Here is a 22,813-nt window from a genome sequence, read left to right as displayed (position 1 = left end):
ACGCGTGGATGGCGTGTACCGCGGCCGCTCAATACACCGTTGCGCGGCCCTGCACGAACGAATAGAAGAACACCGCGTTCGGATCGTTCTGCACCAGCCGGAACTCGCGGCGCATGCCCTCCACCGTCTCTTCGTCCACCGTGCCGGCCTGCAGCAGCTGGTCGGCCGCCGACAGCAGCAGCTGTTCCCAGAAAGCGATCATCGTCTTGCGACGTGCCGGTTCGCGGTTGTCCAGATGGATGGTCTTGATCTCGGTGTGCACATCGCGGAAGCCACCGGCCAGCAGCAGGTTGCCCAGCTTGGCGCCGACGAACGGATCACCGCCGTGGTCGTACTGGAAATCGTTGAAGGCCATCCAGTAGCGCCAGATGTGCGGCGAATACGGATCAAGCAGGAACGAGGCATTCATCACCTCGGTGATGTAGACCGGCGAGCCCGGGGCCAACACGCGGCGTACTTCACTCAGCACGCGCGCCGGCGACGGCACGTGTTCCAGCACCCAGCACAGGAACGCCGCATCGAAGCTGCGCGCCTCGAAAGGCAGTTCGCCGGCATCGGCCTGCTGCAGGGTGTAACGGTCGTTGCACCACGGCGTGCGCGCTAGGTTTTCACGCGCGGTTTCCAGCTGGGCCTCGCTCAGGTCCACGCCGGTCACGTGCAGCTCGGGGAAGCGGCGCAGCAGGATCTCGGTCTGCGCGCCCACGCCACTGCCGACTTCCAGCAGGCGCTTTGCGCCGCTGTAATCGATCTGGCCGAAGATGCTCGTTTCCAGCAGGCGTGCCTGGGTCATCAGGCGCTGCTGCTCGGTGCCGGAGAACCCGTGCAGGTAGGTCGGGGAAGAAATAGGCGGGGTCATGGGGGCGGGCTCAGGCAGCAGAAGACATCGCCGGTTCCCCGGCGATCAGGCGATCGAAATAGTCGGTGGTCAGCGCGATCTGGCTGGCCGGATCTTCGGCGCGGTTGACCACCGCGCGGAACGCGGCATTCTCCGGCCGGTCCTTGGCGTACCAGCCCAGGTGCTTGCGCGCGATGCGCACGCCCTGCGGTTCGCCATAGAAATCGTGCAGCGCGTGCAGGTGGCCGAGCAGGATGTCGCGCACTTCGGCCAGCGACGGCGGCGGCAGCTCCTCGCCGGTGGCCAGGTAATGCGCCACTTCGCGGAAGATCCACGGCCGGCCCTGTGCGGAGCGGCCGATCATCACCGCATCCACGCCGGTCTGCTGCAGGACGAAGGCGGCCTTCTGCGGCGAATCGATATCGCCGTTGGCGATCACCGGGATGCGCAGCGCGGCCTTGATCTCGCCGATCGTGGCGTACTCGGCCTGGCCGGTGTAATGCTGGTCGCGGGTACGGCCGTGCACCGCCAGCGCAGCGATGCCACTGTCTTCGGCGATACGCGCGATGAGCGGGCCGTTGCGATGGTCGCAGTCCCAGCCGGTGCGGATCTTCAGCGTCACCGGCACGTCCACCGCGTTCACCACTGCTTCCAGGATGCGCGCGACCAGCAGCTCGTCGCGCATCAGCGCTGACCCCGCCCAGGCGTTGCACACCTTCTTGGCCGGGCAGCCCATGTTGATGTCGATGATCTGCGCGCCATGGTCGACGTTGTAACGCGCTGCCTCGGCCAGCTGCTGCGGCTCGGTGCCGGCGATCTGCACGCTGATCGGCGCCGGTTCACCGGCATGGTCCATGCGGTGGATGGACTTGCGCGTGTTCCAGAAGCGCGGGTCGCTGATGGTCATTTCCGAGGCGGCCAGGCCCGCGCCCAGCCGTTTGCACAGCAGGCGGAAGGGTTTGTCGGTGACGCCGGCCATGGGCGCCAGCACGACGTTGGGGGCAATGGAGTACGGGCCGATCTGCATGTGCCCATTGTAGGGCGCGGCAGGCGCCCCGGCTGGGTTGGCGGCCCGCCGGTTCAGGCCGATCCGCACCGACCTCATGCCGGACGGGCATCAGCAGATGCTTGATGGTCGCTTCCGTCGCCCCCACGGGCCGGTCATGGTGGGCGGCTGGGCGGGCCGGCAAGGCGCATCCACGCATGGCGTGGATCTACTGTGCCCCGGTAGATCCACGCCATGCGTGGATGGGGCCGTCGCACCCAGCACCCGGTAGATCCACGCCATGCGTGGATGGGGCCATCGCACCCAGCCCAGTAGATCCACGCCATGCGTGGATGGGGCCATCGCACCCAGCATCCAGTAGATCCACGCCATGCGTGGATGTGGCCGTCGCACCCAGCCCAGTAGATCCACGCCATGCGTGGATGGGGCCATCGCACCCAGCACCCGGTAGATCCACGCCATGCGTGGATGGGGCCATCGCACCCAGTACCCGGTAGATCCACGCCATGCGTGGATGGGGCCTTGCCCATGAACGTGAAAAGGCCCGGGCATCTGCATGCCCGGGCCCGATCATCATCCCCACGGGGATGTCGCGTTACTTCACTTCGGCATCGGCCGGGGTGAAGCGCGGCATCGCCGCCGCTGCGCCTTCCTTCTCGGTCGAGCGACCGGCGAACTGGTTGGCGAAGCGCACGTGGCGGGCGAACGGAGCGTCCGGCACCTGTGCCATCGAGGCCACCAGCGCACCGTTGAAGGCATCGCCGGCACCGGTGGTGTCGATCGCCTGCACCTGTTCGGCACCCACGCGATAGTACGGCTGGGTGTCGCCACGCAGGTGCTCGTCGGCATGCGACACGAACACGCCCACCGAACCCAGGGTCACCACCACCGTGCCGTTGCCGACCAGCTTGCGGCACAGCGCGTGCAGGCTGGCACCGTCCAGCGCGGCGACGTCATTGGCATCCACGCGCTCGCCGACATGACGGCCGAGCAGGGCGGCGAACTCGGTTTCGTTCGGGGTGATCACATCGGCCAGCTTCAGCAGGCCGATGCTCGACGGGGCGTCGGCCGGGGCGGCGTTGAGAACGGTGGTGACACCGGCCTCACGGGCCACGGCCAGGGCCGCTTCGATGGTCTGCACCGGCGATTCCAGCTGCACCAGCACCACTTTGGCGCCGGTCAGCAGGGCCTGCTGTTGCTGTACGAAGTCGGTGCTCAGCGCCGCGTTGGCACCCGGGCCGATGACGATGGTGTTGCGGCCACGGGCATCGACGTAGATGCCGGCGGTGCCGGTCGGCTCGCTGCTGGCTTCGGCGATCAGCGCGAAACCATCCTGCGCGGCCAGGTCACGGGCGGTGGCACCACCCGCATCGTCGCCCAGTGCACACAGGAAGCTGGTGTCAGCGCCGGCACGGCAGGCGGCAACGGCCTGGTTGAAGCCCTTGCCACCGGGACCGGTGCTGTAGCGGCCGGCAATGGTCGCACCCGGTGCCGGCAGCGACTCGCACCGCCACACGTGATCGACATTGAAGGAACCGACGACAACGACACTGCTGCTCATAGGGAATCTGTTCTCGAAACTAGGGTTCAGCTGAAATGCGTCAGCACGCCGGCGATGGTAGCCGTCATGAAGGTGGCGATGGTACCGCCCAGCACCGCGCGCAGGCCGAACTTGGCCAGATCGTGGCGACGTTCCGGTGCCAACCCGCCGATGCCGCCAATCTGGATCGCGATCGAACTGAAATTGGCGAAGCCACACAGCGCGTAGGTGGCGATCAGGCGACCTTCGTCGGACAGGCTCATGCCCGGCACCTGGCCATTCACGATCTTCGACAGTTCGGTGTAGGCGACGAACTCGTTGATCACGACCTTCTGGCCGATCAGCGAACCGACGGTGGTGGCGTCGGCCCACGGCGTGCCGATCACCCAGGCGATCGGGGCCAGCACGTAACCGAAGATGGTCGACAGGTCGGTCGGCTTGCCGATCGCAGCCGCCAGGCCGGTCACTTCACCGATCCAGGTCAGCGGCGCATTGAGCAGGGCGATCAGGGCGATGAAGGCCAGCAGCATCGCACCGATGTTCAGGGCCAGCTTCAGGCCGTCACCGGCGCCGGCGGCGGCGGCGTCGATGATGTTGCTGGAGGTCTTCTCCACTTCCATCTTGACCGTGCCGCGGGTCAGCGGGGTGCCGGTTTCCGGAATCAGCAGCTTGGCCACGACCAGGGTGGCCGGGGCCGCCATGATGCTGGCCGCCAGCAGGTGCTTGGCGTAGAACGCCTGCTGCACCGGATCGCCGCCGCCCAGCATGCCCACGTACGCGGCAAGCACGCCGCCGGCGATGTGGGCCATGCCGCCGATCATCATCGTCAGCAGCTCGGACTGGGTCATCTTGGCGATGTACGGACGCACCGTCAGCGGCGCCTCGGTCTGGCCGATGAACACGCTGGCGCAGACGCTGGTGGTTTCCGCACCGGACACGCGCATCACCTTGGTGATCGACCAGGCCATCACCCGTACGATCGCCTGCATGACGTTGAGGTGGTACATGACCCCCATCAGCGCCGAGAAGAAGATGATCGTCGGCAGCACCTGGAAGGCGAAGATGAAACCGTAGTTCTTGACGTCCATCAACGAGCCGAAGATGAACTTCGAACCTTCGTTGACGAAGCTCAGCACCTTCACGAAGCCCTGGCCCAGCGCATCGAACACGTCGCGCCCGCCCGGTACCAGGATCACCAGTGCCGCAAAAGCGATCTGCAGGGTGATGCCGGTGGCGACCAGCTTCCAGTCCACCGCGCGCTTGTTGTTGGAAAACAGCCAGGTGATGCCGATCAGCACCGCCAAACCGAACAGGCCGAAGCCGATCCTGCCCAAACCTTCGACCATCTGAGTGACTCCCCTGGGGCGTCGCGAAAAACGGGAAGCCTAGTGCAGGGCAGGGGCCGGAGCAAGGAAAAGCCGTCTGCGCGCGGCCATCGGCTCCGATCAGGCCAGCAACAGCAAGGGGTTGCGCCTGCCGGGACAGGTAGAATGGTGGCTTGATCCCGGCCCGTATGCGGGCCCGCAGCAGGAGAATCGCATGCTCTACCGTCGCCTTGGCTCCACCGGCCTGCCGATGTCCGCCCTGTCCTTCGGCGCCTGGGTGACCTTCGGCGACCAGGTGCCGCGCGACGAGGCGCGCAACCTGGTGGCGGCGGCCTGGGACCATGGCATCAACTTCTTCGACAACGCCGAGGGCTATGCCAACGGCCGCGCCGAGCAGGTGATGGGCGATGTGATGGCCGACCTGCGCCTGCCGCGCGATGGCTTCTGTGTGTCCAGCAAGGTGTTCTTCGGCAGTGCCAAGGATCCCCGGCCCACCCAGCGCGGCCTGTCGCGCAAGCATGTGACCGACGCCTGCCATGCTGCGCTCAAGCGCCTGCGGGTGGACTATCTGGACCTTTATTACTGTCATCGTCCGGATCCGGACGCGCCGATCGCTGAGACGGTGCATGCCATGGACACCCTGGTCCGGCAGGGCAAGGTGCTGTACTGGGGCACGTCGGAATGGTCGGCCAACCAGATCCAGGAGGCGGTGGACATCGCCGCGCGCCACAACCTGCAGGCGCCGTCGATGGAGCAGCCGCAGTACAACCTGCTGCACCGTCAGCGCGTGGAAGTGGAGTACGCGCCGCTGTATGCCACCGCCGGACTGGGCACCACGATCTTCTCGCCGCTGGCCTCGGGCCTGCTGAGCGGCAAGTACGACGATGGCGTGCCGGCCGATGCGCGTCTGGGCCGCGAAGGCATGGGCTGGCTGCAGGACCTGGTGCTGGGCGACAACGCCGATGAGCGTTTGGCCCGGGTGCGCCGCTTCAGTGCGGTGGCCCGCGAGCTGGGTCACGCCCCGGCCAGCCTGGCCATCGCCTGGTGCCTGCGCAATCCCAACGTCTCCAGCGTGATCCTCGGCGCCAGCCGGGTCAGCCAGCTGCTGCAGAATCTGCAGGCGCTGGACGTGCTGGCGCAGGTGGACGACGCCGGCTGGGCGCAGGTGGAAGCCGTATTCGCCTGAGGAACGGGGACAGGGGGCAGGGCCGAACCCACGCTCGGTCGGCCCTCCCGCGCCCAGTCGGGCCCATTCCAATAGATGGTAGCTATCGAATTTTAGATTTCGATCATTAATTCCATCAATGAAGTTGAGAATGGTTGTTGATTGTCAACTGAGAATCATTATCATTTAACTCGTCCCTCGCACGAGTCCAGATGCTCATGAATGCTCAACCTGTACTGCTGCGCCCCGAAACGCTGACCCTCCGCGACCGCCCGGTGCGTGTCGTGCCGCCGGAAGAGGTCATCGACAGCGAAGCCCTGCTCAAGGGCCGTCGTGAAATCCTGATCCAGCACGGTGACCGTTTCTACCGTCTGCGTCATACCAGCAACGACAAGCTGATCCTGACCAAGTAACGCGGTCTGGTCGCCCGCCTCCCTCCCTCCTGTCGGCAGCGCCGGCAGGGTGGGCGACCCGTCCGCTCCTGCTCTCTCCCCCTCGGTCTACCGTTCATGCCTGTCTGGCGTGGCGGTGGCCGGGGGTTCCCCTGCCTGACCGAACGATGCCGATGACCCGCCCGACTGCCCTTTCCATTGCCCTGTGGATGGCTCTGCCGCTGTCCGCCCACGCTGCTGCCGATGCTGCGCCCGACGCGCGCGAATTCGATCGCGTGCAGGTCACCGCCACCCGTACCGAACGTGCGGTCAGCGATGTCGCCGCCACCGTCGATGTGATCGACCGCGAGCAGATGGACCGGCAGCTGGTGCAGGACATCAAGGATCTGGTCCGCTACGAGCCGGGCCTGTCGGTCAGCCGCAGTGCCACCCGTTTCGGCCTCGGCAGCATCCGCATCCGTGGCCTGGATGGCAATCGCGTGCGCATCCAGACCGATGGCATCGCCATGCCGACCAGCTTCAACATCGGTTCGTTCTCCAACGCCAACCGCAACTTCACCGACCTGGACACGCTCAAGCGCGTGGAGATCGTGCGCGGCCCGGCCAGTTCGCTGTACGGCTCGGACGCACTTGGCGGCGTGGTTGCCTTCGTCACCAAGGATCCGGCTGATTACCTCAAGGACGGCAAGGACAGCTACGTCGGCCTGAAATTCGGCTACGACGGCGAGTGGAAGGGCCTGCTCGGCGGCGTCACCAGCGCCTTCGGTGGCGAACACTGGAGCGGCATGGTCAACATCAACCACCGCCAGGGCCAGGAAACCGACAACAAGGGCGATGTGCGCAGCAATGACAACACGCGCACCGCGGCCAACCCGCAGGACCGCGATGGTCGCAGCGGCCTGGCCAAGCTGGTCTATGCGCCCAGCGAAGACCAGCGTTTCCGCCTGACCGTGGAAGGCAACGAAGACAACACCGATACCGACGTGCTGTCCTCGATCGACCGCACCACCACCACCGGCATGAAGGCGCGCGACAAGCAGAACCGCACCCGCGTGTCCTTCGCCCACGAGATGGATGCGCTGGACAAGGGCTTCGCCGACAGCCTGCACTGGCAGGTCTACACGCAGGACAGCGAAACCACGCAGCGCACCGATGAGGCGCGCGCCAACGGCAGCCGCCGCCATCGCGAGTTCAGTTTCGACCAGCGCGTGTATGGCCTGCAGGCGGTGTTCAACAAGGCCTTCAGCACCGGCAGCGTCGAACACGCGCTGACCTATGGCTTCGATGGCGCCCGCACCGAGATCCGCCAGAAGCGCGATGGCTACCAGGTCAGCAATCGTGGCGTGGTCAGCACGACGATCCTGCCCGACGCGTTCCCCGTGCGCGATTTCCCGATCAGCAAGACCACCGAGCTGGGCCTGTACGCGCAGGATGAAATGCGCCTGGCCGACGGCAGGCTGTCGCTGGTGCCGGGCGTGCGCGTGGACCGCTACGAACTGAAGCCGGACGTGGACAGCATCTTCGCCGAGGACAACCCCGGCGTGGCCGTGTCGGAGCTGAAGAAGACCAGCGTGTCGCCGAAGTTCGGCCTGGTCTATCGCTTCACCGACGAGTGGTCGCTGTTTGCCGGTTACTCGCGTGGTTTCCGCTCGCCGCCGTACAACGACGTCAACCTCGGCTTCACCAACTTCGCTTTCGGCTACACCGCCATTCCCAATCCGGACCTGAAGCCGGAAACCAGCGACGGCGTTGAGCTGGGCCTGCGCTTCCTGTCGCCGGCGGCGTACGTGAGCGTGAGCGGCTACTACAACGACTACAAGGACTTCATCGAGTCGCAGACGCTGGTGGGTACCAACCCGCAGGGCCTGATGGTGTTCCAGTCGCGCAACATCGCCGACGCACGCATCTACGGCGCCGAACTGAAGGCCGGCGTCGACTTCGGCCAGATCCGTCCCGCACTGCAGGGCTGGGCGCTGCGCAGTGCGGTGGCGTGGTCGCGCGGCGACAACAAGACCGAAGACACGCCGCTGGATTCGGTCGATCCGCTGCGCGGCACCGTCGGCGTGATGTACGACACCGATACCTGGGGAGTTGAACTGGCAGGCACCTTCGTCAAGCGCAAGGACCGGCTGGCCAGCACCACCACCTATCGCCCGGCGGGCTATGGCGTGGCCGACCTGATGGCGCACTGGAACTTCGCCCCGGGCGCCACCTTCAACGTCGGTGTCTTCAACCTGGGTGACAAGCGTTACATCGACTGGTCCAACGTCGGCTCGACCCCGTCGGCCACCAGTACCGTTCTGGACCGCTATACCAGCCCCGGCCGCACCCTGTCGGCCAGCCTTGCCGTGTCCTGGTGATCCCATGAGCCGAGCCCTGTCCGCGCGCCGCCTGCCGTCCTCCCTGTCGCGTTCGTCGCCGCGGGCCTGGCCTGCGCCGGCACAGCTGGCAGCGCTCGGTACTGTGTTGTGCCTGTATCACGCCGATGGCAACGAACTGGGCGGTTGGCGCCAGGCGGTATCGGTGCATGCCTGCCAGGGCGTGGACAGCGAGGGCCTGCGCGAAAGCCTGTGCTTCCTCGATGCACGTGGCCGTTGCGTGTGGCGCCTGTACCTGTTGCCGGACAGCGATTTCCTGGCCTGGGACCGGCTGGTGGCGACGCTGCCGCCGGGTCCTTCGCACGATAGTGATGGCAGCGTCGGTGAACGCCTGTGGCGGCGCCTGGCCGGGCATCTGGGCGGACAGCGCTGGCGTCTGTGCACACTGCGCCTGCACGCCGCCGACGAGGGCCGGACCCTGGCCGCCAGCCTGTCCACGCTGTCGTCGCTCGGTGCCGCCACCGCGCGCCGCATCGCACGCATGGAAGGCGCCGAAGGCGAACTGGCGATCGACGACTGCTGCTGCGCCGACGCCGCACGCCGCCCTGCCGCGCGCGCTCCCGGCGACCTGCCGCTGGTACGGCTGTGACCTGATTACGATGGATTGCCTGCCGGCCAGGATGGCCTTTCCACGAAACCTGCAACCCCGAAGGAAGACCCGATGAAGTTCCAGACAGCCAGCGTGATGGTGCTGCTCGCCGCCAGTGGCGCCGCCAGCGCGCAGCCCTCCGACATCGCCCGCGACCATGACAGCATCCTCGCCATGCAGGGTGAGTACACGGTGGATTTCGCCTTCGATGAGACCGTGCTGCTGAAGCCGGGCTACGAGCGCGCGCCGGCCATGCGCAGCGGTGGCAACGAAGTGGTGATCGTGGTCGAGGACACGCCGAAGCGCATCGTGCTGCAGCACCTGCTGCTGGACGAGAAGAGCGGCCACGTGACCAAGCACTGGCGGCAGGACTGGGTGTATGAAGCGCCGAACCGCTTCGAGTTCAGCGCCGACCAGACCTGGCAGGTGCGCACGATCGCGGCCGCGACCAACCAGGGCGCCTGGACCCAGTGTGTGTACGAAGTCAGCGATGCACCGCGCTACTGCGGCACCGGCACGTGGACCTACCTCAACAACGTGCCGACCTGGACCAGCGATATCAGCTGGCGGCCGCTGCCACGCCGCGAGTACACCAAGCGCAGCGATTACAACGCGCTGGCGGTGGTCAACCGCCACACCCTGACCCCGAACGGCTGGACCCACGAGCAGTTCAACACCAAGGTGCAGCGCAATGCGGATGGCAGCCAGGTGGAAATCGCCCGCGAATTCGGCTTCAACGACTACATCAGGACCACCGAGGTCGACTTCACCCCGGCGCGCGATTACTGGAAGGCCACCGCCGGCTACTGGAGCAAGGTGCGCCAGCGCTGGGACGGTTTCCTGACCCAGGCCCCGGGCGTGCACCTGAAGACCAAGCTCGACGGCATGGCGATGATCATCCCGTTGTTCACCCAGGCCGAGGACGTGCAGGCCGGCAAGAAGGTGAAGGACGCGCAGATCGACGAAGTCTTCGCCAAGTACGTGGAAAAGGCGCCGAAGGAAGGTTGATCGGCGCGCTGCGGTGCCGGATGCGCACTGCACGGCATCCACGCATGGCGTGGATCTACCGGACGTGCGCTGCTCTGGTGGGTGCCGAGCTTGCTCGGCACGCTCTCCGGCGGCGATTGCACCCGGCATCCACGCATGGCGTGGATCTACTGGGACCATCGGCACTGCATCCACGCATGGCGTGGATCTACCTGCTTGCGTGGCCGGATCTACTGGGCTCGCTGGTAGATCCACACCATGCGTGGATGCCTTTGCCACAGAACAGCGTCAGGCCTCGCGCAGCGCCAATGCCGGTGGCGTGTGCAGGATCCGCCGGGTCCCCAGCCAGCCGGCCAGCAGGCTCAGCGCGATGCCGAGCAGGCCACCCAGCAGCAGGCCAGGCCACGGCGGCAGCAGCGGCAGTTCGAACACCTTCTGCGACACCGCTACGCCGATCACCGCTGCCGCGCCCACCGCCAGCAGCGCCGCCAGCGCGCCCAGCGCACCGAATTCCACCAGCACCGCGCCACGCAGCTGGCGCCGCGTCGCACCCAGCGTGCGTAGCACCGCGCTGTCATAGCGTCGCTCGCCCGCCGTTGCCTGCAGCGCCGCCAGCAGCACCAGCACGCCAGCCAGCAGGCTGAACACCATCACCAGCTGCACCGCCTGCGCCACCCGTTCCATCACATCGCGCACCTGCGAGATCACTGCATCCACGTCCAGCAGCGACAGGTTCGGCTGCGCGCGCACCAGGGCCCCGAGACCCGCTGCCTGTCCCGCCGGCAGGTGGAACGCCGACAGCAGGTTGTGCGGCGTATCGCCCACCGCGTTCGGATTCAACAACACGAAGAAGTTCGGCCGGAAGGTATTCCAGTCGGCCTTGCGCACGCTGGTAACGCTGAACTCGCGCTGCTGCTCGCCCACCGCAATGGTGATGCGGTCACCGGGATACACGCCGTAGCGCTTGGCCCAGCCGATCTCCACGGATGCCTCCGCGGCGGTGCTGTCCGGCTTCCAGAACGTGCCGTTGACCAGCGTATTGGCCGGCGGGAACGTGCTGCGCCAACTGAAGTTCAGCGGCCGGTTCTCGTCATCGTCGTCGCGCTGTCCTTCACCCTGCGGCTGATTGTCGTCGGCCGGCGTGCGATCCACTCGCAGCGGCGGTTTGCCGTTGATCGCGATCAGGCGGCCGGTGGCCATCGGTTCGATGCTGGCATCGTGCGCACCCAGGCCCTGCAGGGTCGCCAGCACGCTGTCGCGCTGCTCGGGCTGGATGTTGATCAGGAAATAATTGGGCGTGTCCGCAGGCAGGCGCTCGCGCCACTGCTGCAGCAGGCCGGGGCCGATCACCGCCAGCAACAGTAGGGCGCACAGCGACAGTGACAGGCCCACCAGCTGCATCACCGCCAGCATCCGCCGCCGCGTCAGCGCTGCCAGGCCCAACCGCCAGTTGCCGTGCAGGCGGTGCTGCAGGCCACGCAGCAGCTGCAGCAGCAGGAACCCGACCACGCCCGCGGCCACCGCCAGCCCGGCCAGGCCACCCAGCACCCACAGCGCCAGTTTCAGATCGCCGGTGACCTGCACCGCCAGTACCAGGCTGGCCGCCAGCGCAGCCACATAGGCCAGCAGCGAGGCCGGCGGCAAGGCTGCGAACGAACGGTTGAGCACGCGCATCGGCGGCACGCCACGCAGGCGCAGCAGCGGTGGCAGTCCGAAGCCGAACAGCAGCAACAGGCCGATTCCCGCGCCGGTCAGCGCAGGCATGGCTTCGGGCAGCGGCAGGCGTTGCGGCACCAGGCTACCCAGTACCTGCACCAGTCCTTCCTGTGCCGCCATGCCCAGGCCGATGCCGATCGCACACGCCGGCACCGCCAGCATCAGCAGCTGCAGGGCCAAGCCGGCCAGGATGTCGCGCTGGCGTGCACCCAGGCAGCGCAGGATCGCCACCTGGTCGATGCGACGCAGCGCGAACCGGTTGGCCGCCAGTGCGGTGGCAACGCCGGCCAGCAGCACCGCCAGCAGCGCGCTCAGGCCGAGGAAACGACCGGCCAGGTCGAAGGCCTGGCGCACACCGCGCTGGGTATCGTTCACGCTGAGCAGGCGCATGCCTTTTACCTGCGGCAGCAGCCATTGCCGGAATGACGCGATGTCGGCGGCAGGGCCGGCGAACATCACCCGGTAATTGATGCGGCTGCCGGGGCCGAGCAGGCCGGTGCCTTCCACATCGGCGCGGTTGACCAGCAGGGTCGGCGACAGCGTCAGCAGGTCGCCACCGGCATCCGGTTCCGATTCGATGATGCCGGCGATGCGCAGCGTGCCCGCACCGAATTCCAGATCGTCGCCGGCCTTCAGGCCCAGTGCCTGCAGCAGGCGTGGGTCGGCATAGGCCTGGCCCTTGGCCGGCATTCCGGCATCGGCGATCAGCGCGCCGCCGGGCGTGGCACGCACGCGCAGCGCGCCGCGCAGGGGGTAGCCCGCTTCCACGGCCTTGATGCTGGCCATCTGGCTGGCATCGCCCTGGAACAGCACGCTGCCGAAGCTGGCCAGCCGCGTATGCGCCAGGCCGCGTCGCTGCGCCTCCTCAGCGAACGCGGCGGGCGGGTCATCGCGGCCGGCAACACCGAGGTCGCCGCCGAGCATTTCCGCCGCGCTGCCGGTCAATGCCAGGTTCACCCGGTTCACCAGCGTGCCCACCGCCGTCATCACCGCCACGCCCAGTACCAAGGCGGCGAACACGGTCAGCAGGTCACCTGCCAGGGCCTCGCGGCGCAGCGCGCGCCACGCATGCCGCAGCAGGTTCATGCGTCCACTCCATGTTCCACCGGCTGCAGGCGGCCGTTGTCGATGCGATGGATGTACTGGCAGCGCTGCGCCAGGCGCAGGTCGTGGGTGACCAGCACCAGCGTGGTACCGCTGCCGGCATTGAGTTCGAACAGCAGATCGCTGATGTGCTGGCCGGTGGCCTGGTCCAGTGAACCGGTGGGTTCGTCGGCGAACAGGATGCGCGGGCGGCTGACGAATGCCCGGGCAAGGGCGACACGCTGCTGCTCGCCGCCGGACAACTGCCGCGGGTAGTGGCGGGCACGATGCGAGAGTCCGACCGCAGCCAGCACCTCGTCCACCCGCGTGCGGTCCTCGCGCCCGGCCAGTTCCAGCGGCAGCGCGATGTTCTCGGCCGCCGTCAGCGCCGGCAGCAGATGGAAGCTCTGGAAGACGAAGCCGACGTCGCGCGCGCGCAGCTGTGCACGCGCTTCTTCGTCCAGTGCCGTCAGATCCTGGCCCGCCAGCGCGATGCGGCCACGGCTGGGCAGGTCCAGCCCGGCCAGCAGGCCGAGCAGGGTGGTCTTGCCGGAACCAGAGGCGCCGACGATGGCCACGCTGGTGCCTTCATGGACGGTCAGGGTGATGTTGTCCAGTATGTGGACTTCACCCTCCGGGCCATGCACGGATTTGCCGACCTGGGCGACGGCGATGGCGACGGGCGCGCTGCGGGGGGACAGGCTGTCGATGAGGAGACTCCAATGCACAAGACGGAATGGAGCCGGCAAGCCGGCGCAATGATGATGCTGCTGCTAGGGTTGCTGCTGTTGCCGGCACTGGCGTGTGCCAAAGGTCCGGGCGGCGGTACCGTGCTGGTGCTCGGTGACAGCCTCAGTGCCGCCCACAATATCCCGGCCGATGCCGGCTGGGTCAGCCTGCTGCAGCAGCGGGTCAGGCAGCAGTCGAAAACCCCGCCGCGCATCGTCAACGCCAGCATGAGCGGGGAAACCACCGCTGGCGCGCTGACCCGCCTGCCGGGCCTGCTTGGCCGGGAGAAGCCCACGGTGGTGGTGATCGCCCTTGGTGGCAACGATGCGCTGCGCGGGCTGACCCCGGCGCAGGTGCAGGGCAACCTGGAGAAGATGGTGCAGGCCAGCCAGAAGGCCGGTGCGAAGGTGCTGCTGCTGGGCATCGACGTGCCGCCCAACTATGGGGCGGGCTACCGCCAGCGCCTGGCTGCGGCGTACCGGGCACTGGCCACGCAGTACAAGGTTCCGTTGCTGCCGTTCCTGCTGGAAGGCGTGGCCCTGCAGCCCGGCTTGATGCAGGCCGACGGCCTGCATCCCACCGCCCAAGCGCAGCCGAAGGTGCTGGACAACGTCTGGCCGCTGCTGAAGCCGCTGCTGTGAGCACGCCATCTTCTTTTCATTGACGCAACTTCACATCGCGTGCACCGTCGATCGGGCATGTTTCACAAAGCTGAAGAAAGAGGGATTCTCATGCGTCAGACGAAGGAGACTTCCGGCTTGGTGCTGGTGGTCGAAGACAACCGCAATATCTCCGAGATGATCGGTGAATACCTGGAAGGCCGTGGCTTCGAGGTCGACTATGCGCAGGATGGCCTGGACGGCTACCGTCTGGCTGCCGAGAACAGCTACGACGTCGTCGTGCTGGACCTCATGCTGCCGCGGCTGGATGGCATCGAAGTGTGCCGCCGGCTGCGCAACGATGCGCGCAAGTCGACCCCGGTGCTGATGCTGACCGCGCGCGACACGCTGGATGACAAGCTCACCGGGCTTGGCTTTGGTGCCGACGATTACCTGACCAAGCCGTTCGCGATCCAGGAACTGGAAGCCCGCCTGCGCGCGCTGATCCGCCGCGAACGTCGCCAGGTGGGTTCGGAAGTGCTCAAGGTCGCCGACCTGGTGCTCGATCCGGTCAGCATGCGTGCCACCCGTGCCGGCACCGAGCTGCAGCTGTCGCCGATCGGCCTGCGCCTGCTGACCATCCTGATGCGTGAATCGCCGCGTGTGGTCACCCGCCAGGAAATCGAGCGCGAGATCTGGGGCAACGGCCTGCCTGATTCGGACACGTTGCGCAGCCATCTGTACAACCTGCGCAAGATCATCGACAAGCCGTTCGATCGGCCGCTGCTGCACACCGTGCAGAGCGCGGGCTATCGCATCGCCGATATCGCCCAGCCGATGGCCTGATCGACGTCGTGCCGGTGTTGCAGCAGAACCGGCACGGCCGTGGTCGGCAGGGAAGGGGTGCACGTTCCGGATACCGGGTCGTCATCGTCCATGCACGATCACGGCACAGCGCGCTGCCTATAATCGCAGCGCTCTGACCGGGACACCGCAATGCCGCACGGCCTGCCGCGCAAGATCCGTATCGCTTTCATCCTGCAAGCCGTGCTGGCCAGCCTGGGTATCCTGCTGGGTGCCTGGCTGGTTTCGCTGGTGATCAAGCACAGCCTGGTGGGCGCTGCCCTGCGCGAAGAAGCGGCGTACTACTGGACACTGCACGAGGCCTCGCCCGTGCAGCCGCCGCCCAATACCCAGAACATCCGTGGCTACCTGCTGGAACGCGGGCAGTCCAGCCTGTCATTGCCGGCCAACCTGCGCACGTTGGAACCGGGTTTCCACGAACTGCCCGACGACGATCAGCTGGTGCTGGTCGACGCCCGCGAAGAGGGGCGCCTGTACCTGGTGTTCCTGCGCTCGCGCGCGGAGATGCTGGCGTTCTGGTTCGGCATCGTGCCGGTGCTGCTGACCCTGCTTGCGGTATATGGCGCCTCCTGGATCACCTACCGTGCCTCCAAACGCCTGGTATCGCCGGTGAACTGGCTGGCGCGCCGTGTCTCGCGCTGGGATCCGGGCCATCCGGAAGCGGCCGACCTGGAGCCGAACAAGCTGCCGGCAGATATGCAGGGCGAGACCCGGCAGCTGGCGGCGGCACTGCATTCGCTGGCCAACCGGGTCACCGCGCACGTGGCGCGCGAGCGCAACTTCACCCGTGATGCCAGCCATGAACTGCGCACGCCGCTGACCGTCATCCGCGTGGCCAGCGACATGGCGCTGGGCGATGAAAGCCTGGAGCCGCGCCTGCGCCGCAGCCTGCAGCGCATCCAGCGTGCCGGGCGGGACATGGAAGCGGTGATCGATGCCTTCCTGATCCTGGCCCGTGAGGCCGACGTCGAGCCGCAGGTGGAACTGTTCGACGTCAACGACATCGTCCGTTACGAAGTGGACAACGCCAACGAGCTGCTGGTGGGACGGCCGCTGGCGGTGCACCTGCACAGCGACGCGGCCGTGCAGCTGCACGCACCGCCGCGGGTGCTGCAGGTGGTGGTCAGCAACCTGGTGCGCAACGCCTGCAGCTATACCGATGAAGGCCGCATCGACGTGCATGTGCACAACGACCGGGTGGTGGTGAGCGATACCGGCATCGGCATGTCCGCTGACGCGCTGTCGCGTGCGTTCGAGCCGTTCTATCGTGCCGATCCCAGCCGACCGCAGGGCACTGGCCTGGGGCTGTCGATCGTGCGCCGCCTGTGTGACCGCTTCGGCTGGAAGGTCAGCCTGGCCAGCGAGCTGGGCAAGGGCACCGAGGCGACGGTGATTTTCCGCTGAGGGCCGCTTGCCACCTCGGTAGTTGCCGACCTTGGTCGGCGCTTTCACTGGGATGCAGGTGGACGCATTCATGCCAACCAAGGTTGGCAACTACCGGAGCACGCGCGTTGTCGCGGTGGTGCCGGCCGCTGGCCGGCAACCTCGGGATCAATCAGTTGCAGTTGACCTTCGGCGCCAGCGCCTTGGTCCAGATCGCATAGCCGGCCGGGGTCATGTGCAGCATGTCCTCGCGGAACAACGACGCATCGGGTTGGCCGTCGGCCCCGAGCATCGGTGTGTAGATGTCGGTGTAGCCGGTGTTGGGCAGCTTCGCCAACGCAGCCTTGATCTTCGCGTTGGCGTCGTTGATCGCCGGCAGCAGGTGCGCCCGCGAGGGGCTGGGCTTGATGGAGACGTATTCCACCTTCGTCTGCGGCAGGTCGCGATGCACGCGCTGCACGAAGGCCACCACGTCATCGCGTACCTGGGTTGCGCTGCGGCCGCTGTTGAGGTCGTTGTCGCCGGCGTAGAAGAACACCTTGCACGGCGCGTACGGCACGATGGCCTGGCCGGCGTACCAGGTGCTGTCGCGTACTTCCGAACCTCCGAAGCCGCGGTTGAACACCGGTTGCCCCGGGAAATCCCGGGCCAGGCTGTCCCACATGCGGAAGGACGAGCTGCCGATGAACTCAATGCCACCACGCGGCGGCGGATTGGTCCGGTCGGCGGCGGCGAAGGCGGCGATGTCGGCCTCCCAGGCCACGTTGGAGACCTGCGCAGGGATCTGTGGCGGCGCCGGCGGGCTCAGGGCCTGGGCCAGCGGCGCGGCCAGCAGGCCGAGCAGGATCAGGCAGGTGCGGGGACGGGTCATCAGGCACTCCGGCAGGGCAGGGGTATCCATCATAGAAGCTGGGCTGGCCCCGCGCTTGGCCGCGCTGGGCCGTTTGCGGGGTCGTTCGCAGGGCCTCGCGGCGGGGCGTGCGGGGTGCCATTGCCGCCCTTGTGGCAAAATGGGGGCTGTCTGCCTATCCCTGTGCACCCATGATTTCCTGCCGTGCGTCTGAGCGGTCGCTGCGCCGCGCCCCTGTTGCTGGATCCATCACCCGTGGCTGATCAGTTCGGCCACATGCCCCGCGGCCCGCGCCGCATCTTCCAGGCCGCCCGCTGGTCCTGGCAGGGCCTGCGTGCTGCCTGGCTGCACGAGTCCTCGTTCCGGCTGGAGGTCTACCTGCTGGTGCTGCTGACCCCGCTGGCGATCTGGCTGGGCCAGACCCCGGTGGAGCGCGCGCTGATGATCGGCTCGATGCTGCTGGTGCTGGCGATGGAGCTGGCCAATTCGGCCATCGAGGCGGTGATCGAGCGCTATGGCGCGGAAATCCACGAACTGGCCGGCCGCGCCAAGGACATGGGCTCGGCGGCGGTGTTCGTGCTGATGATGAACGTGCTGCTGTGCTGGGCCCTGGTGCTGGTGCCGCGGTTGTTCCCAGCCAGCGTCGGCTGATCCTTCTTCCTCCCCCCTTGTTGAAGACTTCCCATGTCCCTTGAGCTTCTCGCCGATCCGAACGTCTGGTTGACCCTGTTCACCTTGAGCGCGCTGGAAATCGTGCTCGGCATCGACAATCTGGTGTTCATCTCCATCGCCGTCAGCAAGCTGCCCGAAGAGCGCCGCCCGTTCGCGCGCCGCCTCGGCATCGCCGTGGCCTGCATCACCCGTATCGGCCTGCTGGTCTCGCTGGCGTACCTGGCGCACATGCAGGCGAACCTGTTCACCGTGGCCGGCATGGGCATCTCCATCCGCGACCTGGTGCTGATCGTCGGTGGCCTGTTCCTGATCATCAAGGGCTGGATGGAGATCAAGGAGATGATCACCGGTGGCGAGGACGAGGACCCGACCACCACCAAGACCTCGGCCGTGTTCGGCTACGTGATCGCGCAGATCGCGGTCATCGACATCGTGTTCTCGCTGGATTCGGTGATCACCGCCGTCGGCATCGCCGACCATGTGCCGGTGATGGTGGCGGCGATCCTGTTGTCGGTGGCGGTGATGCTGCTGGCGGCCAACCCGCTGGGCCGCTTCATCGATGCCAACCCGACCGTGAAGATGCTGGCCCTGGCCTTCATCCTGCTGATCGGCGCGGTGCTGATCCTGGACGGCCTGGACGTGCACGTGCCCAAGCCCTACATCTACGCCGCGATGGGCTTCTCGGTGCTGGTGGAGTGGCTGAACCTGCTGATGCGCCGCCGCGCACGCGAACACCACGTGCCGGGCGCCGGCGACTGGTAAGCAAGCGAGACAGAACCCCCGGCCCGGCCGGGGGTTCTGCGTTTCAGGCGCCGCTGCGCTCGCCGGGCATGGCCCGGCGCTACCGAAGCGTGGGCCATGCCCGGCGTGGCTTCTTCCCGCAATGCCGGCTTGCACCTTCCACTTGTGAATCGGGATCAACACTGTTTTCCCGCGTAGTGGCTTACTCCCGGCCGGCAAAGCGCGCAGGCTACGCGCTCATTTTCCACAGGGCCTGCCCCCACGCAGGCAACCCCCATGAATTCCAGAGCCGCATTGCTGGCCCTCGCCGTCGGCGCCTTCGCCATTGGCACCACCGAGTTCACGCCGATGGGCCTGCTGCCGGTCATCGCCAACGGAGTGGGGGTCAGCATCCCCACCGCCGGCATGCTGATCACCGCCTATGCGGTGGGCGTGATGCTGGGCGCACCGGTGATGACCCTGCTGATGGGACGCTTCGGCAAGCGCACCGCACTCATGCTGCTGATGTCGATCTTCGTCATCGGCAACCTGCTGTCGGCGCTGGCCCCGAACTACGGCCTGCTGCTGCTGTCACGGCTGGTGACCAGCCTCAATCACGGTGCGTTCTTCGGCATCGGCGCGGTGGTCGCCGCCAGCCTGGTGCCGAAGGAGAAGCAGGCCGCGGCGGTGGCGACGATGTTCATGGGCCTGACCATCGCCAACATCGGTGGCGTGCCGCTGGCGACCTGGGTCGGCCAGCAGCTGGGCTGGCGCCTGGCCTTTGCCGGCACCGCCGTACTCGGTGTGGTTGCGATCACCGCGTTGGCCATGGCACTGCCGCCGTCGGCCGCGGGCGCGCGCCCGGATGTGCGGCGTGAACTGAAATCGATCATGCAGCCGCAGGTGCTGCTGGCGATGGCCACTACGGTGCTGGGTGCAGGTGCGATGTTCACCCTCTACACCTACGTGGCGCCGGTGCTGACTGAACTGACCGGTGCGTCGAATGCCTTCATCGCGCTGTCGCTGGCATTGATCGGCATCGGCTTTACCTTCGGCAACGGTATTGGCGGGCGCCTGGCCGACTGGTCGCTGGACGGCGCCACCCGGATCCTGCTGGCGGTACTTGCGGTGCTGATGTTCGTGCTGCCGCTGGCTTTCATGAGCCACGCGACTGCAGCGCTGGGTGTACTGCTGTTCGGTGCGGCGACCTTCGCGATCGTGCCGCCGTTGCAGATCCGGGTGATGCAGGCGGCCAGCGAGGCGCCGGGCCTGGCGTCGTCGATCAACGTCGGTGCTTTCAACCTCGGCAATGCACTGGGCGCGGCGCTGGGTGGTGCGGTGATCAGCCTGGGGCTGGGGTACGCGGCGATTCCGGTGGCCGGTGGCCTGCTGGCAGCGTCGGCGCTGCTGCTGGCGTGGCTGGGGCGGGCACGCGCGCCGGTGGCTGAGGCTTGCTGAGGGGCGAGGAGGTGCCGGGTCGTACCCGTCCCGGCAACGGCACAACCCGCAAAGCCCTGTTCGCTTTGCTGGCCCTGTTGTGACGACGGTGCATGCGGCGCTGACGGGCTAGTGCTTGTTCAAAACGGTCTCGTCAGGGCTCCCGTTGTCGCCAGCACCGTCCTGCAGTGCTCCCGGTACCGTCCAGATGAGTACGCCGGAGTCGTTGTCGGCGGGCCGATCTGCATGAATCCAGAGCTCCGTCCCTGCTCGATTGAACGCAAGGGATTTCAACGCGATTCCTTCCGGAACACCGAGGCGCGCGACATGCTTGCCGACATCGATGCGCCAGACATCGACGTAGCGCCCCGGTGCGGCGCCTGTAACCGTCATCGCGAGCAGCCTTCCATGAGCCGTGCGTGCCAGTGCCTGAGTACCGGTTTTTCGTTCCACCTCAAATGTCGCTTCCCCGGTGGAAAGGCGATGAATGCGAAGAACTTCCCTCTGGTCTTTTGGATCACGAGCTTCTTCGGCAACCCAGTCGCCTGCGGCGCTTCCCAACACCAGGTGCCCACTGCCTCCGGACCTCATTGGAAAGCTCTTGACCACGTCGCCTGACGCAGGTGAAACACCGACCAGGCCGCAACTGCTGAACCAGAAGAGTCCGTCACCCAGATCCGGTGCTGGACCTGCGGAGCAGGATTGCATGTAGCCGAAGACGCGCCGTCTCAAGTTGGATCTGTCTTTCCAGAGATCCTTCATCTCGATGGCTTCTCCTGATCCTGTGTCCATGATCCGCTCAGGGAAGCGGTCCTCCGTCGCCATATGAGACTCCGCGTGGAGGTAGGAGTTGCCATCGATATCAAGCTGCCACCGTGGAGCGATGGTGCTCTGCATGCAGTGGTCGCTTCGGATGGCCTTGGTCGCATCACCGCTGATCCGTACAGGACAGGATGTGAAAATCTGCTGCGTCAGGCTTGGCTGGGCCGCTGTCAGAATCCATAGGGGTCCTTTTCGGTCGACCTTCGTCTCAATGACCCGCTGACCGTCGCCCATCTGCCGGGCCGTAACGCTCCCAGCCCTCTTTGCGACGATGTAACCGTATGAACTGTCGGTGCCTGACGTGACATGGAACTGGTCTTCTGGCAACGAACGAATCTGACTATAGCTGCAGCCGGGTTGAATTTCCGGGATGGCGTGCCACTGCAACATCGGCATCGCACCGTCCACGGGTGGGCGAGGGACAGTACGCGGAACCGGCGCTTCGTCACGTAGATCGAACAGATGCGAGATGACATCCAATGTGGTTTCGGGGCCCGCTGGGAAGATCGCCGCCAGCGCCTGCACCTCCGCTGAGAATTCCTGGCTGGCGTCCCTCTCAGTGATCAGCTGGGTTTCCCAGTGTGGGTAGGGAACAGCGGCGACCCCGGGGATGGATCCAAACGCCCTCCATTTGACACGGCGTTGCTCTTGGCGCTTCTCTGCATACCAGAGCAGCGTCTGCGAAGGAGCGCCTGTCAGATCCGCCAGGTCGACCAGGACAACGTGCTTTTCGCCCCACTTGCGCCGCGCGGTATCCAGGTAGGAACTGGAGAACGTCAGCCGCCCCACTGCCAGGTCAGTGAATGTGGCGGCTGTGGAGTCGAGATCGGAAGGAGACAGCTGCTCCACGTGGGCGCGCCAGCGGAGTTTTTCTTCCGGAGCGATGGCGCCTGCCGTTGCCGCAGCATCAATCGCAGCAATGTTCCGCGCGAACGCGATTGCGCTCTTCTCCGGATGGAAGTGTCCGTAGACCTTTACCCACTCCCGCTCCATGTCCCCAACAATAAGTTGAGTAACATCACTCTCGCGAAATGAACTGGAAAAATAGCTTCGCGCGTGAATGGCCGAGCTGACGTCCTGGATCGAAGCAGACACGATGTAGGCCTTGCCCACATAGCTGTCACCCCCAGCGCGAAGGTGCAGGTCCCGGGTATGGGCATCGCTTGACGCGGTGAGAGCAGGCGTGGGCGTCAGAGCCACCCGCGTGGGATCAGGGCTTGGCTGGGCGCAAGCCGCAGGCATTAGCACAGCGATGATCGCTGCTGTTGGAAGATGTCTGTGCATGATTGAGGTCGATTTCAATTTTCCGACCGATGGCCGCTGCATCTGAGCGGCGCGGGCGGTTCAAGTGCGAGTTCCCTGCACTATCTGATGCGGAATCTGTGTTGGGCCATGCAAAAAGTACGAAACAGGCCAGCAATTCACTCGCCGGAGCAGCGCCCTCCCGCTGCGGACAGATATCTGGGGCTACGCATTTGGCCGGGGAGGCCAGTGCCGATGTCGGAGCCCTGGCATCCATGGCGTGCACGCTTGGGCCAGTAGGCCCGTGAAGAATGGGCTTTGGCTCCTGATTTTGTTTTTTTCTTTTGATCTTCCCGCGGTGCGCAGGAAACCGTCCGTGGCCGGGAGGGTGGGTTGGCTGGGGGCGTGAGCCGCATGGATGCGGCGACCGAGCTTACATGGACGTACTTGCAGCGTCCCCCAGCCAACCCACCCTCCCG

General features: G+C 66.4%; 19 protein-coding genes. 11 read left to right on the top strand and 8 right to left on the bottom strand.

The features are described 5' to 3' along the window. Positions 1-28 precede the first annotated feature (28 nt). The 4 genes from ABIA73_RS09490 to ABIA73_RS09475 all read right to left on the bottom strand — a co-directional run bounded on the left by ABIA73_RS09490 (position 29) and on the right by ABIA73_RS09475 (position 4,727). A complete protein-coding gene (locus tag ABIA73_RS09490; RefSeq protein ID WP_032974924.1) occupies positions 29-856 on the bottom strand; it encodes a class I SAM-dependent methyltransferase in 828 nt (275 codons plus the stop codon). 10 nt (positions 857-866) lie between these two features. Continuing rightward, positions 867-1,862, bottom strand: a complete 996-nt coding sequence (gene dusB, locus ABIA73_RS09485) for a tRNA dihydrouridine synthase DusB (protein WP_354275705.1) — start codon at positions 1,860-1,862, stop codon at positions 867-869. Between the two features lie 574 nt (positions 1,863-2,436). Then, on the bottom strand, positions 2,437-3,402 hold the full coding sequence (locus ABIA73_RS09480) for a ribokinase (RefSeq protein WP_025877854.1): 966 nt from the start codon (positions 3,400-3,402) through the stop codon (positions 2,437-2,439). Positions 3,403-3,428: 26 nt separating this feature from the next. Next, positions 3,429-4,727 carry a NupC/NupG family nucleoside CNT transporter gene (locus tag ABIA73_RS09475; protein ID WP_025877855.1) on the bottom strand — a complete coding sequence of 433 codons (1,299 nt, stop codon included), beginning with the start codon at positions 4,725-4,727 and terminating at the stop codon, positions 3,429-3,431. A gap of 193 nt (positions 4,728-4,920) precedes the next feature. Here ABIA73_RS09475 and ABIA73_RS09470 point away from each other — a divergent pair, with 193 nt between their 5' ends. From ABIA73_RS09470 to ABIA73_RS09450, 5 genes are all read left to right on the top strand, one after another. Continuing rightward, complete coding sequence (locus tag ABIA73_RS09470; protein ID WP_025877856.1) at positions 4,921-5,892, top strand: aldo/keto reductase; 972 nt, start codon at positions 4,921-4,923, stop codon at positions 5,890-5,892. A 197-nt stretch (positions 5,893-6,089) separates the two neighbouring features. Next, a complete protein-coding gene (gene hemP, locus ABIA73_RS09465) occupies positions 6,090-6,284 on the top strand; it encodes a hemin uptake protein HemP (protein WP_005412278.1) in 195 nt (64 codons plus the stop codon). Between the two features lie 152 nt (positions 6,285-6,436). Continuing rightward, on the top strand, positions 6,437-8,623 hold the full coding sequence (locus tag ABIA73_RS09460; protein WP_354275704.1) for a TonB-dependent hemoglobin/transferrin/lactoferrin family receptor: 2,187 nt from the start codon (positions 6,437-6,439) through the stop codon (positions 8,621-8,623). 4 nt (positions 8,624-8,627) lie between these two features. Then, a complete protein-coding gene (locus ABIA73_RS09455; RefSeq protein WP_218788719.1) occupies positions 8,628-9,230 on the top strand; it encodes a ChuX/HutX family heme-like substrate-binding protein in 603 nt (200 codons plus the stop codon). A 72-nt stretch (positions 9,231-9,302) separates the two neighbouring features. Next, entirely contained in the window at positions 9,303-10,238 is a 936-nt protein-coding gene (locus tag ABIA73_RS09450; RefSeq protein WP_025877869.1) for a DUF6607 family protein, read from the top strand. 267 nt (positions 10,239-10,505) lie between these two features. Here ABIA73_RS09450 and ABIA73_RS09445 read toward each other — a convergent pair whose 3' ends face one another. Beyond that, positions 10,506-13,019 (bottom strand): ABC transporter permease, encoded by a 2,514-nt coding sequence (locus ABIA73_RS09445; RefSeq protein WP_354275703.1) that lies wholly within the window; start codon positions 13,017-13,019, stop codon positions 10,506-10,508. Further along, positions 13,016-13,663 carry an ABC transporter ATP-binding protein gene (locus ABIA73_RS09440; RefSeq protein WP_059066070.1) on the bottom strand — a complete coding sequence of 216 codons (648 nt, stop codon included), beginning with the start codon at positions 13,661-13,663 and terminating at the stop codon, positions 13,016-13,018. Before ABIA73_RS09440 ends, ABIA73_RS09445 begins: the two co-directional genes overlap by 4 nt. A gap of 75 nt (positions 13,664-13,738) precedes the next feature. Here ABIA73_RS09440 and ABIA73_RS09435 point away from each other — a divergent pair, with 75 nt between their 5' ends. The 3 genes from ABIA73_RS09435 (at position 13,739) to ABIA73_RS09425 (ending at position 16,612) form a co-directional block, all read left to right on the top strand. After that, positions 13,739-14,386, top strand: a complete 648-nt coding sequence (locus ABIA73_RS09435) for an arylesterase (protein WP_032974931.1) — start codon at positions 13,739-13,741, stop codon at positions 14,384-14,386. A 90-nt stretch (positions 14,387-14,476) separates the two neighbouring features. Further along, on the top strand, positions 14,477-15,190 hold the full coding sequence (locus ABIA73_RS09430; protein WP_002811889.1) for a response regulator transcription factor: 714 nt from the start codon (positions 14,477-14,479) through the stop codon (positions 15,188-15,190). Between the two features lie 150 nt (positions 15,191-15,340). Then, the gene (locus ABIA73_RS09425; protein WP_032974932.1) at positions 15,341-16,612 is read left to right on the top strand and encodes a sensor histidine kinase; all 1,272 of its coding nucleotides are present in this window, start codon (positions 15,341-15,343) and stop codon (positions 16,610-16,612) included. A gap of 151 nt (positions 16,613-16,763) precedes the next feature. Here ABIA73_RS09425 and ABIA73_RS09420 read toward each other — a convergent pair whose 3' ends face one another. Next, complete coding sequence (locus ABIA73_RS09420) at positions 16,764-17,462, bottom strand: SGNH/GDSL hydrolase family protein (protein WP_223483375.1); 699 nt, start codon at positions 17,460-17,462, stop codon at positions 16,764-16,766. 234 nt (positions 17,463-17,696) lie between these two features. Here ABIA73_RS09420 and ABIA73_RS09415 point away from each other — a divergent pair, with 234 nt between their 5' ends. The 3 genes from ABIA73_RS09415 to ABIA73_RS09405 all read left to right on the top strand — a co-directional run bounded on the left by ABIA73_RS09415 (position 17,697) and on the right by ABIA73_RS09405 (position 20,291). Further along, a complete protein-coding gene (locus ABIA73_RS09415; protein WP_025877898.1) occupies positions 17,697-18,092 on the top strand; it encodes a diacylglycerol kinase in 396 nt (131 codons plus the stop codon). 33 nt (positions 18,093-18,125) lie between these two features. Next, positions 18,126-18,875, top strand: a complete 750-nt coding sequence (locus ABIA73_RS09410; RefSeq protein WP_025877899.1) for a TerC family protein — start codon at positions 18,126-18,128, stop codon at positions 18,873-18,875. Positions 18,876-19,130: 255 nt separating this feature from the next. Beyond that, complete coding sequence (locus ABIA73_RS09405) at positions 19,131-20,291, top strand: MFS transporter (protein ID WP_025877900.1); 1,161 nt, start codon at positions 19,131-19,133, stop codon at positions 20,289-20,291. A 108-nt stretch (positions 20,292-20,399) separates the two neighbouring features. Here ABIA73_RS09405 and ABIA73_RS09400 read toward each other — a convergent pair whose 3' ends face one another. After that, complete coding sequence (locus tag ABIA73_RS09400) at positions 20,400-22,187, bottom strand: hypothetical protein (RefSeq protein ID WP_354275702.1); 1,788 nt, start codon at positions 22,185-22,187, stop codon at positions 20,400-20,402. Positions 22,188-22,813 lie beyond the last annotated feature (626 nt).

The sequence above is a fragment of the Stenotrophomonas sp. 2694 genome (assembly GCF_040548715.1).
Classification (GTDB): Bacteria; Pseudomonadota; Gammaproteobacteria; order Xanthomonadales; family Xanthomonadaceae; genus Stenotrophomonas; species Stenotrophomonas indicatrix.
The sequence above is the reverse complement of the archived record's forward strand: the minus strand, read 5'-3'. Positions and strand labels throughout refer to the sequence as shown.